Source organism: Stenotrophomonas chelatiphaga (genome assembly GCF_001431535.1).
Classification (GTDB): Bacteria; Pseudomonadota; Gammaproteobacteria; order Xanthomonadales; family Xanthomonadaceae; genus Stenotrophomonas; species Stenotrophomonas chelatiphaga.
This window is the reverse complement of sequence record NZ_LDJK01000032.1, coordinates 1-16559: the sequence shown is the minus strand read 5'-3', so window position 1 is coordinate 16559 and position 16559 is coordinate 1. Positions and strand designations below refer to the sequence as shown.

Genomic DNA, 16559 nt, shown 5'->3' with positions numbered 1-16559 from the left:
GCCCAAGCGTGACGACCAACGGTCGTCACCTACAAAGCCTCGATCCAGCGCGCTTCAGCCCATGTCGCCCAGGCGCGCCTGCAGGGCCGCGATGGCCGCCAGCCCGGCTGTTTCCGTGCGCAGGATGCGCGGCCCCAGCTGCAGCCCCTGGAAGCCCGCGGCGGCCAATTGCTGGCGATCGCGCGGCGACCAGCCGCCTTCTGGACCGATCGCGATGACCACCCCGCCTGCAGGGGCCGCCTGCAGGGTGGACAGGCGGTGGCTGCCTTCTGGATCCAGGGTCAGGCGCAGGGTGTCGGCGGGCAGTACCGCCATCGCCGCGGCCAACGCCAAGGGCGGACCCAAGCGCGGAATCACCGCACGCCCGGACTGGCCGCAGGCGGACTGCACCACGTTGTTCCAGTGCGCGACCCGCTTTTCCGCGCGCGCGGCATCCAGCTTCACTTCGGTGCGCTCGGCATTGACCGGCACCACGGCCGCCACGCCCAGTTCGGTGGCCTTCTGCAGGATCAGGTCCATCTTCTCGCCGCGCGCCACGCCCTGCAGCAGGGTGATCCGCAGGGGGGATTCATTGGCCAGCAGCGTGGCGGCGTCGATGCGCACCTGTGCATCGCGTTTGCCGGCCACGACAAGCGTCGCCGCGTAGTCATGCCCATCACCGTTGAACAGCACGCAGGCATCGCCCTCGCGCAGGCGCATCACGCGCAGCAGGTGGTTGGCGGCGTCCTCGGGCAGGGACACGGTCTGGCCGGCCTGCAGGGGCATCGACACGGGGCAGCGGGTCACGCGCATGGGGCGTTCTCCAGAGCGGATGGGCGGGCGTCCTGCGGGGAGGGGGGTGTCTCTGCTAGCATCGTGGGCTCATGAACATGTTGCTTCCTCCGTCCATTCTATCGGCCCGCGCGGGGCATACCGCATGAGCCGTCCCCTGCCGATCATCCATCGCATCACCGATGAGGAAAACGGCCCGTTCCAGCGCCAGCACCTGGACCTGGAGTTTTCCAACGGTGAACAGCGCCGCTTCGAGCGCCTGGTCAGCCGCGGCCACGGTGCGGTGGTGGTGGTGCCGATGCTGGACGACGACACCGTGCTGCTGGTGCGTGAATACGCCGCAGGCATGCACCGCTATGAGCTGGGACTGGTCAAGGGCCGCATCGATGCCGGCGAAACGCCGGAGCAGGCAGCCGACCGCGAGCTGAAGGAAGAGGCCGGCTACGGCGCGCACCGGGTGGACGTGCTGCGTGCCATGACACTCGCTCCCACTTACATGAGCCACCAGTCGTGGCTGGTGGTGGCGCGCGATCTGTACCCGGAACGGCTGCAGGGGGATGAGCCGGAAGAACTGGAAGTGGTGCCGTGGAAGCTGTCGCGGATCGACCAGCTGATGCTGCGCGAAGACTTCTCCGAGGGCCGTTCGCTGGCGGCCTTGTTCATCGCCCGTGAGTGGCTGCAACGCGGCGCGACGGGGCCATGACCCACGCACGCCTCACCACCGACCTGCGCGAAACCGTGATCGCGATTGCCCAGGATGCCGCAGCGGCGATCATGCAGGTCTACGCCTCCGGTTTCGACATCACCCTGAAGGCCGATGACAGCCCGGTCACCGCCGCCGACCTGGCCGCGCACCAGCGCATCGTCAGCGGCCTGTCGCGGCTGACGCCGGACCTGCCGATCCTGTCCGAGGAAGCCACCGCGGCTGCCTGGGAAACGCGGCGCCACTGGGGCGCCTACTGGCTGGTGGATCCGCTGGACGGCACGCGAGAGTTCATCAAGCGCAATGGCGAATTCAGCGTCAACATCGCGTTGGTCTACCAGGGCGCGCCGACCTTCGGCGTGGTGCTGGCACCGGTGACCGGGCTGGTGTGGCACGCGATGCGCGGGGAGCAGGCCTACCGTCGGCAGGGCGCGCATGACACCGTGCTGCGCACCCGCGTGCCGGCGCAGTCACCGCTGCGGGTCGCCGCCAGCCGCTCGCACCGTTCGGCGCGCACGCAGGCGCTGCTGGATCGCATGGGTGATATCGAGACCGTGGCCCAGGGCTCCTCGTTGAAGTTCTGCCGGATCGCCGAAGGCGACCTGGATGTGTATCCGCGGCTGGGTCCGACCAGCGAGTGGGATACCGCCGCCGGGCAGTGCGTGCTGCACGCGGCCGGTGGTGCGGTGCTGTCCACCGCCACCGGCAAGCCGTTCCGTTACAACCGCCGCGAAAGCCTGCTCAATGGTGATTTCATGGCATTGGGTGATACCCGCCTGGCATGGCGCGACTGGCTGCCCCCCGACGAACCGGAGACTGCATGAGCACGAGCGACGCTGCCACCGAACTGGGCCGCCTGTTGGCGATCATGGCGCGCCTGCGCGACCCGCAGGGCGGCTGCCCATGGGACCTGGAGCAGGATTTTTCCAGCATCGCGCCGTACACCATCGAAGAGGCCTACGAGGTAGCCGATGCGATCGATCGCGGCGACCTGGACGACCTGTGCGACGAACTCGGCGACCTGCTGCTGCAGGTGGTCTTCCACGCGCAGATGGCGCAGGAGCAGGGCGCGTTCGCCTTCGCCGACGTGGCACGCAGCATCAACGACAAGATGGTGCGCCGCCACCCGCACATCTTCGCCGATGCCAGTGCCGGCGATGCCGCCGAGGTGCTGCGCAACTGGGACGCGATCAAGCGCGAAGAGCGCGCCGCCAAGGGCGAGACGGATGCTTCGGCGCTGGCCGGCATCTCGCGCGGACTGCCGGAATGGCAGCGGGCGATGAAGCTGCAGTCGCGCGCGGCCAAGGTCGGGTTCGACTGGCCCGGCCCGTTGCCGGTGCTGGACAAGGCCGCCGAGGAGCTGCAGGAACTGCGCGAGGAATTCGAACGCGGTGACGTGGCGGCAAACAAGGCCCGCTTGCAGGAAGAGCTCGGCGACCTGTTGTTCGTCTGCGCCAACCTGGCACGCCACGCCGAACTTGATCTGGGCGCGGCGCTGCGCGGGGCCAACCACAAGTTCGAGCGACGCTTCCGCGCGATGGAAGCCCGCGCCGGCGAACACGGCACGCGCCTGGCCGAGCTGGACCTGGATGCCCAGGAAGCGCTCTGGCAGCACGCGAAGGCGGCCGAAAGCGCGTCGTGAAAACCTTCGGGTTGTTCCTGTTGACGGCGCTGGCCGAGATCATCGGCTGCTACCTGCCGTGGCTGTGGCTGCGTCGCGATGGCAGCGCCTGGTTGTTGCTGCCGGCGGCGGCCAGCCTGGCCCTGTTCGCCTGGCTGCTCACCCTGCATCCGGAGGCCAGCGGACGCGTGTACGCGGCCTACGGCGGTGTCTACGTGGGCACCGCGCTGGTCTGGCTGTGGCTGGTGGACGGCATCCGCCCCGGCCGCTGGGACCTGATCGGCGTAGGGCTGTGCCTGGCCGGCATGGCGGTGATCATGTTCGCCCCGCGCACCGGCTGATGATCGGCTGGGGGACGATCCAGAATTCTGGTGGGTGACGACCCACGATCCTGGTGAGTGACGACCCACGATCCTGGTGGGTGACGACCGTTGGTCGTCACGCTCTCGCCAGCCAGAAGCGTGACGACCAACGGTCGTCACCCACCGTGTCACCTGTCACCCACCGTGTCACCTGTCGTCCACCCACCGCGGCTGGACGATCAGCGCGCCCGGCAGCCCAGCATCCCGAGATCGATCGCGTCGGCCATGCGTGCGTAGCCTTCATCGTTTGGATGCAGGTGGTCGCGGGTGATTCCGGCGGGCAGTGATTCCGGTGCGGCCGGATCGCGCAGCGCCACATCGAACTCCACCACCCCGTCATAGCCACTGTCCGGCCCACGTGCCCAGGCATTGATCGCCGTGCGCGTGGCCGCGGAAACCGGTTCGTAGCGCTCCGAGCCACCGAACGGGGTCAGCGTGCCGATGAAGGCCCGCGCGCCGTGCAGGTGCAGCCGCTCGGCGATCTGCCGGTAGCCGGCCTGCATGTCCGCCGCGTTGCGTCCGGGCAGCGGTGCCGGCCCGCCGCCATGGCGGATATCGTTGATCCCTTCGAACACGATCACCTGGTCGGCATCGGACGTTGCGATCACATCGCGATCCAGCCGCGACAAGGCACTGTGGCTGCGGCCGTGGTCGAGCAGCTTGTTGCCACTGATGCCCTGGTTGAGCACCACGAAGCGGTCCGGGCAGGCGTTCTGCAACCGCACCGCCAGGCGTTCCGGCCACTGGTTGTACGCGCCGCGCTGGGCGGTCGCGCCTTCGGTGATGGAATCACCCAGCGCCACGATCACCGATGGCCGATCCGCGCGCTGCACCAGCACCGCGGAAAACACATTCTGCCGGTAGGACACCGCCACCGAATCGGCGATGCGCGGATGACGGCCATCGACGACCCGCACGGTCGTGCGGCGCACCGCCGGCCGGGTCGCCTGCGGGAAGTAGCCGGTGACCCGGATCTCATCCAGTGCGGCCGCGTGCAGCGGCACCACGTCCGTCAGCAGGGCTGCGCCGACCGGCACCTCGATGACATCGCGTCCGGCCACTTTCACCGGCAGCGCAGTGCCGGACGGTCCCTGCACCGTCACATCCTGCAGGCGCAGCGGGGCAACCCCGAGCTCATTGCTGATGCGCAGCCGCAACGCATCGGCGCGGCTGCCCAGCCGCATGTCCTGGCGGACGGTCTGCGCGGCGAACTGCACGGGGGCCTGCGGCGTGCCATCCAGGCGATCCGGCGCGGGCGAGGCGGTCCATGCGGTGATCCACACCGGCTGCGCAGGGGCAGCCGATGCGGAAAGCGCCGAACCAACGGCAAACGAAACAGCGGTGATCCAGCGCAGCATGGCAAAGCTCCGGTCAGGAGAAGAACGTACCGCCGTTGACGTCCACGTTGGCACCGGTCATGAAGGCCGCCGCGTCCGACGCCAGGTACACCGCCACGTCGGCCGCTTCTGCGGGCAGGCCCTGGCGACGCAGGGGCGTCCCGGCGGCCACCGCGGTGCGCACTTCCGGCTTGGTGAACTCGTCGTGGAAGCGGGTGGCGATCATGCCGCAGCACAGCGCATTGACGCGGATTCCCCTGGGCCCGAGTTCCTTGGCCATCGCGCGGGTGAAGGTCATCACGCCGGCCTTGGCAGTGGCGTAGATCGCCGCACCCGGGCCGCCGCCATCGCGTCCGGCCTGCGAGGCGAAGTTGACGATCGCCGCGCCTTCGCCCATGTGCGGAACGACCGCGTGGGTGGTCAGGTAGGTCGAGGTCAGGTTGAGGTCGATCACCTTGTGGAAGAACGCCGGATCGATATCGGCCAAGGGGCGACGCTCGACCATGCCGCCGGCCACGTTGACCAGCACGTCGATGCGGGGACCGAACGCGGCCTGCGCCGCAGCGACCAGGCCGGCCACCGCGGCCGGATCGGTGACGTCGGCGCGGTGCGCGATGGCCCGTCCACCGGCAGCCTGGATCAGCTCCAGGGTCTGTCGTGCACTGGCTTCATCGTTGGCGTAGTTGATGCAGACGCGGGCGCCGGCAGCGGCCAGCTTGATCGAAATGTCGCGGCCGATATCGCGGCCGCCACCGGTGACGATAGCCACCTTGTCCTGGAATGACATGGGGTGAAACTCCTTGTTTACGTGAGGGAGAGAGGGAGCGCAGGCGTGCGCTCAGGAATCCGACGAAGGGGCATCGAGGCGGCGCACCGGACCGGTGATCCACCACAACGCGATCAGCGACAGCGGTACCAGCGCGGCCACCAGCATGAACATCGGCGCGTATGACTCGCGGGTCAGCACCGGCACCAGCCAGGTGGTGATCAGCGTGCCGGCCACCGCGGCGAGGCCACCCAGGCCGGCCAGCGTGCCGACCGAGCGCCCGCCGAACAGGTCACCCGGCAGGGTCTGGATGTTGCCGATCGCCACCTGGAAGCCGAACAACACCGCCGCGATGGTCAGCACCGCGGTCAGCGGCTCGGCCGCCAGCACCGCGCCGAGCAGGGCAGGGGCCATCACCACGCAGCCGAGGGTGATCGACCATTTGCGGGCGCGATCCACGCTGTGGCCGGCGCGGATCAGCCGGCCGGACAGCCAGCCACCGGTCAGGCTGCCGAGCATCGCGCCGACGAACGGAACCCAGGCAAACAGGCCGATCTGCTTGATGTCGAAGCCGAAGGTTTCGGCCAGGTAGATCGGCAGCCAGGACACGAACAGCCACCAGATCGGGTCCAGCAGGAAACGGCAGGCCAGCATGCCCCAGCTCTGCCGGTGCGCCAGCAGTTCGCGCACGCTGCGGCGGGGGGCTGCCGGATCCGCGGCACCGGCCTGGTCTTCCATGATCAGGCGACGTTCGGCATCGCTGACCCAGGGATGCTTGTCCGGCCCGGCGCGGTACACGAACAACCACGGCAGCAGCCACAGGAAGCCCATCACGCCGACCAGCACGAAGGTGCCACGCCAGCCCAGCCAGAGGTACAGCGCGGCGATCGCCGGGGCCGACACGATCGCACCGATCGAGGCACCGGCATTGAAGACACCCTGGGCCAGCGCACGTTCGCGTGCGGGGAACCATTCGGCGTTGGCTTTCACCGCGCCCGGCCAGGCGCCGGCTTCGCTGACGCCCAGCATCGCCCGCACCAGGCTGAAGGACAGGATTGAATGGGTCACCGCATGCAGCGCGATGGACAGCGACCAGACGCTGATCGACAGGGCGAAGCCCATCCGCGTGCCGATCAGGTCGAACAGGCGCCCGAACAGGAACTGGCCGGCGGCGTAGAACAGCATGAACACCGTGACCAGCAGCGCGTAGTCATCCTTGGTCGCACCCACCTCGCGGGCGATCTCCGGCCACATCACCGCCAGCGCGTTGCGGTCGATGTAGTTGATCACCGTGGCGACCGCGATCAGCCCGACGATCAGCCAGCGCACGGCCGAACGCACCGGGACCTTGCGCAGCTGCGCGATGGCGGTAGGGCCGTTCATCGGCTGCCGCCCTTGCCGGCCGCGCGGTCGATCCGCGCATGGCTGCCACGCCAGCGGTAAGTGCGTCCTTCGACGTTGACGCTGTGTTCGACATCGGCGCTGCTGTCATCGGCCACGCCCAGCGCGATGCGCGCGCCGCTGGCCAGGGTCAGTTCGATCAGCTCGGCATCGCTGCCGCGTGCGCGCTTCAGCTCGCGGATCTGGCTGTCGGCGCCGTGCACGTATTCGGCGGTGCCGTTGTACTCACCATGCGGTTCCAGCACGCTGAAGAAGCTCACCGCGCGCTGCCCGTCCACGCGCTGCACCAGCGCCGGCTCGCGCCGCAGGTTGAACTCGGGATCATTGGCGCCGCTCTCCACCAGCAGGGCCTGCGAAGGCGCGCTGCTGCCGAAGCGGTAGCTGTAGAAGCGGCCGTCCAGCAGCCAGGCCAGCGTGCGCTGGTCGCTGCCCGGCGTGCTGCGCGCATCCAGCCACAGGTGCTGGTAGCCGTTTTCCCTGCCCAGCACGGGGCGCTGGTCGACGAAGCGTTCGGCCTCGAATCCGGTACTGACGATGTGGCCGTTGAAGTGCAGCGGCAGGTCGAAGCGCGCGGCCTTGTCCGCACTCACCTGCAGCAGGTCCAGTACCACCGGCAGGCCCAGCTCCGGATGCTGCAGCAGGGCCTGGGTACGGGTGAACACCACGCCGGGATACGCATCGCGCATCGTCGCCGAGGCGACCTGGGTGTCCTTGCCCGCCTCGAAGAAGCGCACCGACGGAGCATGGTCCTCGCCCACCTTCCAGTCACCGTTGAAGTGGCTCTTCTCGTCCACCACCAGGGTGTTGTGGGCGATGGTCTGCTTGGCCCAGCTGCGGTTCTCGGCCAGGTAGATGCCACCGCGCTTGGCTTCCACGTTGAGGAAGCGCGCCGAACCGTAATCGGTCACCACCCGCTGGCCGTTGTCATAGAACAGCCAGTTGAGCTTGTCGAAGTGGCCGTGGCCCATGCCCTGCATGGTGTCCTTCTGCACCAGCACCTGGCCGCGCTCACCGCCCATGCGCAGGATCGCCAGCCCGCCCCGGTCGCCGTCCGGGCCATCGCGCAGCAGCATCGGGGCGTAATCGAACGGCTTGGCCTTGCCGGCGGCCAGGCCCTGCGCCACCTTCAGCCCTTCCGGGGTCAGCAGCAGGCGGCCCTGCTGTTCGGCGACGGACAACAGGCGGTCGTCGCCACTGCGGGCGTAGGCGATGCCGATGCCGGCCACCAGTTCCTCGGTGTCCACGCCCTTGTCCAGGATCGCATCGTTGATCGGGAAGAACAGGCCGTCATAGCTGCTCTGCACCAGCACGTCGACCGCCTTCAGCAGCACGCCATCGCGTCGCTGGAAGATCCCGCGCTGCGGCTCGTTGCGTTCGATCGCATTGGCGAACAGCAGGAACGGTGCCAGCGCATAGCGCTGGTAGTAGGGGCCTTCTTCGTAGTATCCATCCGGCGAGAACAGCAGGTCGACCTGGCGCAGGAAGCCGAACGCATCGTCCTTGCGGCTGCCGCGCAGTGATTTCTCAACCAGCTCCTGGTCGCGCAGCACGTAGCCGGTCATGCCGGTGGCGGCCACCGCCCAGGTGGAATGATTGTGGATCTGGTCGAAGTTCTTCGGCTCACTGGCGAGGAATTCGGCCATCGGACGGAACACGTTGTCATCGATGGTCTGGCGGTCCTTGGCCGGCAGTGCATCGCGGATCGCGTCGTAGCCCTGCACTGCATTGACCAGCCATACCGAGTCGTTCAGCACCTGCCAGAACACCCGTCCCGGGATCTGCCCGCGGCCTTCCGGATGCGGCCCCAGCGTCGGGTACAGCGTGGCGTACTCCAGCAACATGCGCCGCGCGTAGTCCACGTAGGCGGTGTCACCGGTGAGCCGGTACAGCGTGCCGGCGGCCAGCAGCGCCTGGTAGTTGCGCTTGTGCTGTTCGTGGGTGCGTCCGCCGCCCTTGTCCTTGGGGAAGGGCACGTCGATGCCCGCCTTCATCATCTTTTCCAGCATGGCCTTGTTGCGCGCCTGTTCCTTGGCGAACCAGGGATAGCGCGCGCCATCGCTGGCCATCTGCTGCCATTGCGCGGCGGTCACCAGCACCGGGGCGGTGCTGCTTTCCGCTGCTGCCGGGGCCGGGGCCGGGGCTGCGGCGAAGGCTGTCGACGCTGGCAGCAGGGCCAGGGTTCCGGTAGCGGTGGCCACGGCGAGGGCAAGCGACAGGCACGTGTGTTTCATCGATCAGCTCCGTTGGCGGGCAGGCGGTGGCCAACAGTGGCCGCATCCGTCCATTCCCCTTGTTTGGGATACCAGGTGACCCCGGTAGCGTCGCGCGGCATCACCGCCAGGTTGGTTGCCGCGCCCACTGCGGCCAGCGCAGGCGAGGGTGACCACAGGCCGTTCGGCGCCTGCACCAGGGTCACGGTCATGCTGTCCACGCCGCCGGGCAGCGCGGTGGAGGCAAGCGGCGATTGCACGTTGCCGCTGAACGCCACGCCGGCCAGGCTGCCATCGACGGTCACCGGGTTGGCACCGCTGCGGTTGACGATCAGGTTGCCGCGGAACTGGCTGCTGCTGGGCGGCACCACGATGCCGCTGGCCGCGTTGTAGCCCACGCCGAAGCTGACCTTGGCCACGTCGACGAAGGTATTGCGCTCGATCAGCGCGTCCACCACCGGCGAGTAGCCGGACAGCGCGGCGTTGGCCTGCCCGTGCATCACCGCCAGCCCGGCGCGGTTGCTGCTGCCGGCCAGCGCCTGGAAATAGTTGTTGCTGACCTGCTGCTGCGCGTTGATCACGCGCACGCCGCCGGTGCCGGCCTTGCCCTCACCGATGAACACGTTGTCCAGCACGCGGTTGCCGTTGCCGTGGCGCAGCGTCAGCGACCCGGCCGAGCGGTAGAACACGTTGCCGCGATAGGTGTTGCCGCCGGACTTGTTGGAAATGATCTCGGTTTCGCCGTCGCAGCCTTCGAACCAGTTGGCTTCGACCGTGCTGTTGGAATCACTGAGCGAGGTATCGCTGGTGCCGACGCGCAGCGTTTCGCCGCCGTTGACGCCCAGCGCAGGCCGCGGGCCGAACCAGTTGTGGTCGATGCGGTGCTGGTTGTCCAGGCCCTGGGTAGCATCACGCACCACCACCACGGTGGGGCCGGCGTTGGTCTTGCCGCGCAGCTGGCTGTGGTCCAGCCGGTTGAACGCGCCGTACAGCATCACCCACTGGTCCTGGTCGGCTGGATCCGGGTTGCTGTAATCGTCGATCACCAGGCCGGTGACCCGGCTGTTGCGCGCCACCGCCTTGCTGGATTCGCGGAAGGCGACCACCGCATCGCTGGGACTGTAGCCATCGCGGAACACCAGGTCGGCCACGTGCAGGTACTGGCCGGCCAGGCGAAGGTCGGACTGTCCGGTGAGCACCACCTGGCCCGGCGCCTGCGCGCGCAGAGTGATCGGCGCGGCCGCGGTGCCGTTGCCTTTAAGCAGCAGGCGCGCGTTGTTCCAGGTGCCGCTGGCCAGCACGATCTCATCGCCCGGCTGCAGGTTCGCGGAGGCGGTGGCGTATTCGGCGGCGTCCTGCACCAGGTAACTGGCTGCATCGGCTTGCGGTGCGAACGGAATTCCCAAGCCCAGCACCAGGGCGGCGGTCAGATGGCGTGATGCAGACGGCATGGTGTTCCCTCCGAAGCGTGGCCTGCGAAGCAGGGGATGATTGTAAGCCGTAGTGCTAGTCCAGTTGGGATGCAAAGTAGGGCAATAGGATCGGCAAGTCATGCTGCAACAGCACATCTTTTTCCTCTGAATTGGCCTATACCAAAGGTAAGACGAAAGAATCAGTCCAATTGGTTGACATTTATGTGTCGGCATGTGGAAAGTGCGCCCCATGCCCGGTCTGCGGGACATCCTTTGGGAGGAGGACATCATGCGTCGTACCGAACTGCCCGTTTCACGGTTCCATCCAAGCCCGCTCGCGGCCGCCCTGCTTGTGGCCCTGTGCGCTGCCGCCCCGGCAATGGCCCAGCAGGCCGACCCGCCGGCCGCCGGTGCGGCCACCACGCTAGACCAGGTGCAGGTCACCGGCATCCGCGAATCCATGCAGAGTTCGATCAACAAGAAGCGCGACGACACGGTCATTTCGGACGTGCTGTCGGCAGAAGACATCGGTGACCTGCCGGCGCCGTCTTTGGCCGACGCCATCGAGACGCTGACCGGCGCGGCCTCCACCCGCGACAAGACCGGTGCCTCGGAAATCTCGATCCGCGGCCTGGGCGCGTTCCTGAGCAGCACCAACTTCAACGGCCGCGAAATCACCAACGGCAGCGGCGACCGTTCGGTGAACTTCAACATGTTCCCGGCCGAGCTGATCAACACCGTGGCGATCTACAAGACCCAGCGCGCCGACATCATCGAAGGCGGCGTAGCCGGCACGATCGGGCTGGAGACGGTGAAACCGCTGGAATACGGCAAGCGCGCGGTGCAGATGGACCTGCGCGGCAGCTGGGCGGAGTACGACAAGAAGTACAAGGACGACGATGGCATCGGCTACCGCGGTACCGCCAGCTACATCGACCAGTTCGAGTTCAGCAACGGCGGCAAGCTCGGCGTCTCGCTGGGCATCCAGCGCCTGGAAGGGTCTGATCCGGAAGAAAGCATCACCAGTGGCTCCACCTGGTACGCCTGCGACGGGCGGGTCAACGTCGCCAACGCCAACTGCACCGAGCCGGGTGCTGCAGCCATTGCCGCCGGCACGCCGTATTACCTGGTGCCCAGCAGCCGCATCTACCGCCTGAAGCAGGAGCGCAACGACCGCCAGAGCGAGTTCGCCGCAGTGCAGTGGCGGCCCAATGACGTGGTCGAGGTCAATGTCGATGTCGAACACACCGACCGCAACTGGTATGAGAACCGCAGCGACCTGAGCCTCTCCAACACCCGCCGCGGCATCATCAACCGCCAGGTGGACGACAACGGCGTGGTGCGCGCGTTGTCCGGCAGCACGTCGATCGATTCGACCTCCAACCGCTATTGGCGCAACGAGGAATACACCGGCGGCGGACTCAACCTGATCGTGCGCCCCAGCCCCGCCTGGGAGCTGTCCACCGACCTGTCGTATTCGCATACCGAGCGGCTGGACAACGAACGCGCCACCCGCCTGCGCGCCAACCAGCGCGACACCGCCAACGCCATCGTGCCGGGCATCAGCAGCGGCGCCACCGGCTATGTGAACTATGACTGGGCGTGGCAGGGCGAAGTGCCGAGCGTCTACCTCGATCCGGCCTTCGACCCGGGCAACTGGGACGCCTACACCGGCGCGGCGCGCGTGACCTCCAGCCAGACCGAGAACGACCACCAGATCCGCGCCGGCCGCTTCGATGCCAGCTTCATGCCAGAATCCGGCTTCTTCACCCGGATCAAGGGCGGCGTGCGCGCCAGCCAGGCCGATTACACCCTGCGCGACAACACCCTGCTTACCGATTACGACCCGCGCGTAGCGGGTGACAAGGCCGCGATCATCGCCGCCAACCGGGCCTGCCGCACGGCCTTCCCGCAGAAGGATTTCATGGATGCCGCCAGTGGCAACACGATCTCCGAGTGGGCCTACTTCGACCCGATGTGCCTGTACCAGTCCTTCCGCGGCACCAGCGACAGCCTGCTGGACCCGTCGCAACCGGATCCCAACAACGTCGATATCACCGAAAAGACCCGCTCGCTGTACCTGCTGGGTGAGTTCGCCAGCGAATGGTTCGGCCTGCCGGTGACCGGCAATGTCGGCGTGCGCTGGGTCAAGACCGATGTGCGCTCGGAGGGCGTGCGCACCGGGCTGACCGTGCTGGACAACGGCGATGGCACCATCCGCCTGCAGCCGACCGGCGACTTCACCACCCAGACCTTCAAGGCCGGCAACGACAAGCTGCTGCCCAGCGTCAACGCCTCCTTCGAACTGCGCGACGACCTGCTGCTGCGCGTGGCCGGCTACCGCGCCATGTCGCGTCCGGACATCTCCGCGCTGGGCGCCGGCCGCACCATCAACGTCAACAGCGATGCCAGCTTCGGCAACCTGGCCGATGCGCTGGATGACATCAGTGCCAGCGGCAATCCGGCCGCGCAGCCGCTGATGAGCTGGAACGGCGACCTGTCGCTGGAGTGGTATCCGAACCCGGATACGCTGCTGGCCGCCGCCGTCTACTGGAAGCAGTTCAATGGCGGTACCGCCACCGCGCTGGTCGATGAGACCTACACCATCAACGGACAGTCGGTCACCGTGCCGGTGCGCCAGCAGGTCACCACCGACGAAGACAGCACGCTGACCGGCATGGAGCTCAGTGCCACGCACCGCTTCTCCTACCTGCCGCAGCCCTTCGATGGCCTCGGCTTCAAGGTCAGCTACAACTACGCCGATTCGGACTATGAAACCCAGGATTCGCGGCTGGGCGAGCAGCTGGCCAGCGATGGCACGCTGATCCCGGCGATCGTGGCGCCGGCGGGCCTGAGCGGGTTCTCGCGGCACGTGCTGTCCGGATCGCTGTACTGGGATGTCGGCCCGTTCAACATCCAGGCCATCGCCAAGTTCCGCTCGCACTACTACCAGGACTTCACCGGCAACACCGCGCAGCAGAACCGTTACTACGATGACAACACCAGCGTGGACCTGCGCGCCCGCTACCGGGTGAACAAGAACCTGTCGCTGTCGCTGGAACTGATGAACATCACCAATGAACCGCGCGTGGCCTACCAGCCTTCCTATGGCAACTTCCGCGAGGTGGTGAGCTACGGGCGACGTGCATTTTTCGGTGTACGATACAAGTTCTGAACGAGACGGCGCGGTCCTGGTGATCGCGCCGTTGCTCCAACCGGACCAGCCCCGCGTGCGGTGGCCCGGGACGGTGCCGGAGGGAACCACCGAGGGTCAGCCCATGTCCGCCAACCGCCTGTACCAGACCATCGCCGCAAAACTGCGCAAGTTGATCGAGGACGGAGAGTTCCCGCCCGGCGCGCGCCTGCCCGGCGAACGGGAGCTGGCCGAACGTTTCGGCGTGAGCCGGGTCACCGTGCGCGAGGCGGAAATCGCCCTGGAAGCGCAGGGCTGGATCGCCATCCGGATCGGTTCGGGTGTCTATGTGAAACCGCGTCCGCTGGACGGGCAGGGCGGTTTCCCTGACGTAAGCGCCTTCGACCTGACCGCGGCGCGTGCGGTGTTCGAAGCCGAAGCAGCGGCGCTGGCGGCCGGCAACCTGGACGATGCGGACATCGCCGAACTGCGGGTGCTGGCCGAGGCGCTGTGCCGCCGCGACCTCACCGATGCCGAGGCGGGTGATTTCGACCGCCGCTTCCACCTGACCATCGCGCGCCTGTCCGGCAACCCGGTGGTGGAATACTTCGTGCAGCAGATCTGGCGTATGCGCAGCGACCTGCCGCGGGTGGCCGAGGTCTATTCGCGGGTGTGCCACGACGATGGCGCCAGCCGCGCGGACGAGCACATGGCGATCTTCGAGGCCCTGGCCTCGCGCGATCCTGTTGCAGCGCGCAACGCGATGCGCCATCACTTCCAGCGCCTGTTCGAGGCGATGCTGGAAGCCACCGAGAACGAAGCCCTGGCGGAGATCCGCCGCCGCACCGCGCACGACCGCGAACGCTTCATGGCGACCACGCGCATCTGAAAGGATGCGGTAGCGCCGAGCCATGCTCGGCGGCTGGCTGTCGATGCGTGCGGATGGCGTCCGCCGAGCATGGCTCGGCGCTACCTCTTCTTTCTTCTCGTTTGCCCCGGGCGGACCGACCCACTGTCCGGCGGTGGCAGGCAGGGGTGTGCAGGACCGTCGTGAGGCAGGAGCCGAACAGTAGCCTACAAGGGTGAGCGCGCATTGCTTGCGAGGCACTGCCTCGCATGCGCTCGAACGCACAGCCGCCGGCGGATGGGCCGGGCCGCGGAGCGGGACTTGCGGCGTGTCCTGCACAGCCCTGCCTGCCGCCGCAGCGCGAAAGGGAAAAAAAGCCGCCAGCGCGGCATACCCACCCCGCGCGGTATGCTGCAGGTCGGTTTTCATGGAAGAGGAAGCGCGATGTTCCCGACGATGTTCTTTACCGTGGTGCTGGCCCTGGTGGCCGTGATGATCCTGTTCAAGGCCGTACGGATGGTGCCGCAGGGGTATGAATGGACGGTGGAGCGCTTCGGGCGCTATACCCACACCATGTCGCCCGGCCTGCACTTCCTGATCCCGATCGTCTACGGGGTGGGGCGCAAGGTGAACATGATGGAACAGGTACTGGACGTGCCGAGCCAGGAAGTGATCACCAAGGACAACGCCGCCGTGCGCGTGGACGGGGTGGTGTTCTTCCAGGTGCTGGATGCGGCCAAGGCGGCCTATGAAGTGTCCAACCTGGAAGTGGCGATGATCGCCCTGGTGCAGACCAACATCCGGACCGTGATCGGCTCGATGGACCTGGATGAATCGCTCAGCCAGCGCGAAGTGATCAATGCCCAGCTGCTCAGCGTGGTCGACCAGGCCACCAATCCCTGGGGACTGAAGGTCAACCGCATCGAGATCCGCGATATCCAGCCACCGCGTGACCTGCTCGATGCGATGGCGCGGCAGATGAAGGCCGAGCGCGAGAAGCGCGCGCAGATCCTCGAAGCCGAAGGCGCACGCCAGTCGGAGATTCTGCGTGCGGACGGTGAGAAACAGGCGACGGTGCTGGAAGCCGAGGGCCGCCGTGAAGCGGCATTCCGCGATGCCGAAGCGCGCGAGCGCCTGGCCGAAGCCGAGGCCAAGGCGACCCAGATGGTGTCGGTGGCGATCGCCGAAGGTGACGTGCAGGCGATCAACTACTTCATCGCACAGAAGTACGTCGAAGCGTTCAAGGAACTGGCGACCTCGCCGAACCAGAAGCTGGTGCTGATGCCGATGGAAGCCAGTGGCGTGATCGGCTCGATCGCCGGCGTCGCCGAGCTGGCCAGGCACGCCTTCGCCAAACAGGAAGAGAACAAGGCTACCCGCGCGGTACCGCCGCGCTTTGGAGACTGACATGCGCTGGGAAGTGGTCGGATGGGGGGCACTGGCCCTGCTGCTGTTCGCCGCCGAAGCGATGGCGCCGGGCGCGTTCATGCTGTGGATCGGCATCGGGGCGGCGGCGGTGTTCCTGATCACCGCGCTGGTGCCGGGCATTCCGGTGCTGTGGCAGGTGGTGGCCTTCGTGGTGCTGAGCGTGGTGGCGATCCAGGCGTATCGGCGCTGGGGCCGCACCCGTGGGCGCGAAAGCGACAAGCCGCTGTTGAACCGCCGCAGCGAACAGCTGGTGGGCCGCGTGGCGGTGCTGCAGCAGGGCATCGTGGCGGGGCAGGGGCGGGTGAGCATCGACGATGCGTCATGGCAGGTGACCGGGCCGGACCTGGCGGCGGGAACGCCGGTGCGGGTGGTGGCGGTGGTCAATGGCGTGCTGCAGGTGGAAGCGAACGGGTGAGACCCCCTCGCGGGTGGGGCTTCATGTATACGGCGCTGGGCCGGGCGGTGGGGCTGTGCGGGGGACGGCAAAAACTGCATCCATGCGGGCCTCGTTTCGCGCCATCCATGGCGCTCAACGCCCCCGCCCAGCCCCACCGCCCGACCCGCTGAC

General features: G+C 67.5%; 14 protein-coding genes. 8 read left to right on the top strand and 6 right to left on the bottom strand.

Annotation, left to right across the window (positions count from 1 at the left end; all coding sequences use genetic code 11):
• Positions 1-54: 54 nt before the first annotated feature.
• The gene (locus ABB28_RS08275) at positions 55-792 is read right to left on the bottom strand and encodes a 16S rRNA (uracil(1498)-N(3))-methyltransferase (RefSeq protein WP_057508179.1); all 738 of its coding nucleotides are present in this window, start codon (positions 790-792) and stop codon (positions 55-57) included.
• Positions 793-916: 124 nt separating this feature from the next.
• Between ABB28_RS08275 and nudE the strand changes: the two genes are divergently transcribed.
• The 4 genes from nudE to ABB28_RS08255 are packed head-to-tail and all read left to right on the top strand — an operon-like array spanning position 917 to position 3436.
• A complete protein-coding gene (nudE, locus tag ABB28_RS08270) occupies positions 917-1474 on the top strand; it encodes an ADP compounds hydrolase NudE (RefSeq protein WP_057508178.1) in 558 nt (185 codons plus the stop codon).
• A complete protein-coding gene (cysQ, locus tag ABB28_RS08265) occupies positions 1471-2298 on the top strand; it encodes a 3'(2'),5'-bisphosphate nucleotidase CysQ (protein ID WP_057508177.1) in 828 nt (275 codons plus the stop codon). The genes nudE and cysQ overlap by 4 nt, the downstream gene beginning before the upstream one ends.
• Positions 2295-3116 carry a nucleoside triphosphate pyrophosphohydrolase gene (mazG, locus tag ABB28_RS08260; RefSeq protein WP_057508176.1) on the top strand — a complete coding sequence of 274 codons (822 nt, stop codon included), beginning with the start codon at positions 2295-2297 and terminating at the stop codon, positions 3114-3116. The genes cysQ and mazG overlap by 4 nt, the downstream gene beginning before the upstream one ends.
• Positions 3113-3436: a YnfA family protein gene (locus tag ABB28_RS08255; protein WP_057508175.1), complete on the top strand. Its 324-nt coding sequence runs from the start codon at positions 3113-3115 to the stop codon at positions 3434-3436. Before mazG ends, ABB28_RS08255 begins: the two co-directional genes overlap by 4 nt.
• Positions 3437-3636: 200 nt before the next feature.
• Here ABB28_RS08255 and ABB28_RS08250 read toward each other — a convergent pair whose 3' ends face one another.
• From ABB28_RS08250 to ABB28_RS08230, 5 genes are read right to left on the bottom strand one after another with little or no spacing between them, the layout of a single operon-like run.
• On the bottom strand, positions 3637-4815 hold the full coding sequence (locus tag ABB28_RS08250) for a GDSL-type esterase/lipase family protein (protein WP_057508174.1): 1179 nt from the start codon (positions 4813-4815) through the stop codon (positions 3637-3639).
• A gap of 13 nt (positions 4816-4828) precedes the next feature.
• Complete coding sequence (locus ABB28_RS08245; RefSeq protein ID WP_057508173.1) at positions 4829-5581, bottom strand: SDR family NAD(P)-dependent oxidoreductase; 753 nt, start codon at positions 5579-5581, stop codon at positions 4829-4831.
• Between the two features lie 51 nt (positions 5582-5632).
• Positions 5633-6943: an MFS transporter gene (locus tag ABB28_RS08240; RefSeq protein WP_057508172.1), complete on the bottom strand. Its 1311-nt coding sequence runs from the start codon at positions 6941-6943 to the stop codon at positions 5633-5635.
• The gene (locus tag ABB28_RS08235) at positions 6940-9192 is read right to left on the bottom strand and encodes an oligoalginate lyase (RefSeq protein WP_057508171.1); all 2253 of its coding nucleotides are present in this window, start codon (positions 9190-9192) and stop codon (positions 6940-6942) included. The genes ABB28_RS08240 and ABB28_RS08235 overlap by 4 nt, the downstream gene beginning before the upstream one ends.
• Positions 9189-10622, bottom strand: a complete 1434-nt coding sequence (locus ABB28_RS08230) for a polysaccharide lyase 6 family protein (RefSeq protein ID WP_083491976.1) — start codon at positions 10620-10622, stop codon at positions 9189-9191. The genes ABB28_RS08235 and ABB28_RS08230 overlap by 4 nt, the downstream gene beginning before the upstream one ends.
• Before the next feature lie 250 nt (positions 10623-10872).
• Here ABB28_RS08230 and ABB28_RS08225 point away from each other — a divergent pair, with 250 nt between their 5' ends.
• The 4 genes from ABB28_RS08225 to ABB28_RS08210 all read left to right on the top strand — a co-directional run bounded on the left by ABB28_RS08225 (position 10873) and on the right by ABB28_RS08210 (position 16406).
• Positions 10873-13758: a TonB-dependent receptor gene (locus ABB28_RS08225; RefSeq protein WP_057508170.1), complete on the top strand. Its 2886-nt coding sequence runs from the start codon at positions 10873-10875 to the stop codon at positions 13756-13758.
• Between the two features lie 103 nt (positions 13759-13861).
• On the top strand, positions 13862-14605 hold the full coding sequence (locus ABB28_RS08220) for a FadR/GntR family transcriptional regulator (protein WP_042615027.1): 744 nt from the start codon (positions 13862-13864) through the stop codon (positions 14603-14605).
• A 402-nt stretch (positions 14606-15007) separates the two neighbouring features.
• Positions 15008-15970 (top strand): SPFH domain-containing protein, encoded by a 963-nt coding sequence (locus ABB28_RS08215; protein WP_057508169.1) that lies wholly within the window; start codon positions 15008-15010, stop codon positions 15968-15970.
• Between the two features lies 1 nt (position 15971).
• Positions 15972-16406 carry an NfeD family protein gene (locus ABB28_RS08210; protein WP_057508168.1) on the top strand — a complete coding sequence of 145 codons (435 nt, stop codon included), beginning with the start codon at positions 15972-15974 and terminating at the stop codon, positions 16404-16406.
• The last annotated feature ends 153 nt before the right edge of the window (positions 16407-16559 follow it).

Excerpts from the sequence above, each read along its gene's own strand:
- ABB28_RS08235 (WP_057508171.1), bottom strand. The coding sequence starts at position 9,192 with ATGAAACACACGTGCCTGTCGCTTGCCCTCGCCGTGGCCACCGCTACC.
- ABB28_RS08220 (WP_042615027.1), top strand. The coding sequence starts at position 13,862 with ATGTCCGCCAACCGCCTGTACCAGACCATCGCCGCAAAACTGCGCAAG.
- ABB28_RS08230 (WP_083491976.1), bottom strand. The coding sequence starts at position 10,622 with ATGCCGTCTGCATCACGCCATCTGACCGCCGCCCTGGTGCTGGGCTTG.
- ABB28_RS08225 (WP_057508170.1), top strand. The coding sequence starts at position 10,873 with ATGCGTCGTACCGAACTGCCCGTTTCACGGTTCCATCCAAGCCCGCTC.
- mazG (WP_057508176.1), top strand. The coding sequence starts at position 2,295 with ATGAGCACGAGCGACGCTGCCACCGAACTGGGCCGCCTGTTGGCGATC.
- cysQ (WP_057508177.1), top strand. The coding sequence starts at position 1,471 with ATGACCCACGCACGCCTCACCACCGACCTGCGCGAAACCGTGATCGCG.
- ABB28_RS08250 (WP_057508174.1), bottom strand. The coding sequence starts at position 4,815 with ATGCTGCGCTGGATCACCGCTGTTTCGTTTGCCGTTGGTTCGGCGCTT.
- ABB28_RS08210 (WP_057508168.1), top strand. The coding sequence starts at position 15,972 with ATGCGCTGGGAAGTGGTCGGATGGGGGGCACTGGCCCTGCTGCTGTTC.
- nudE (WP_057508178.1), top strand. The coding sequence starts at position 917 with ATGAGCCGTCCCCTGCCGATCATCCATCGCATCACCGATGAGGAAAAC.
- ABB28_RS08245 (WP_057508173.1), bottom strand. The coding sequence starts at position 5,581 with ATGTCATTCCAGGACAAGGTGGCTATCGTCACCGGTGGCGGCCGCGAT.
- ABB28_RS08240 (WP_057508172.1), bottom strand. The coding sequence starts at position 6,943 with ATGAACGGCCCTACCGCCATCGCGCAGCTGCGCAAGGTCCCGGTGCGT.
- ABB28_RS08215 (WP_057508169.1), top strand. The coding sequence starts at position 15,008 with ATGTTCCCGACGATGTTCTTTACCGTGGTGCTGGCCCTGGTGGCCGTG.
- ABB28_RS08275 (WP_057508179.1), bottom strand. The coding sequence starts at position 792 with ATGCGCGTGACCCGCTGCCCCGTGTCGATGCCCCTGCAGGCCGGCCAG.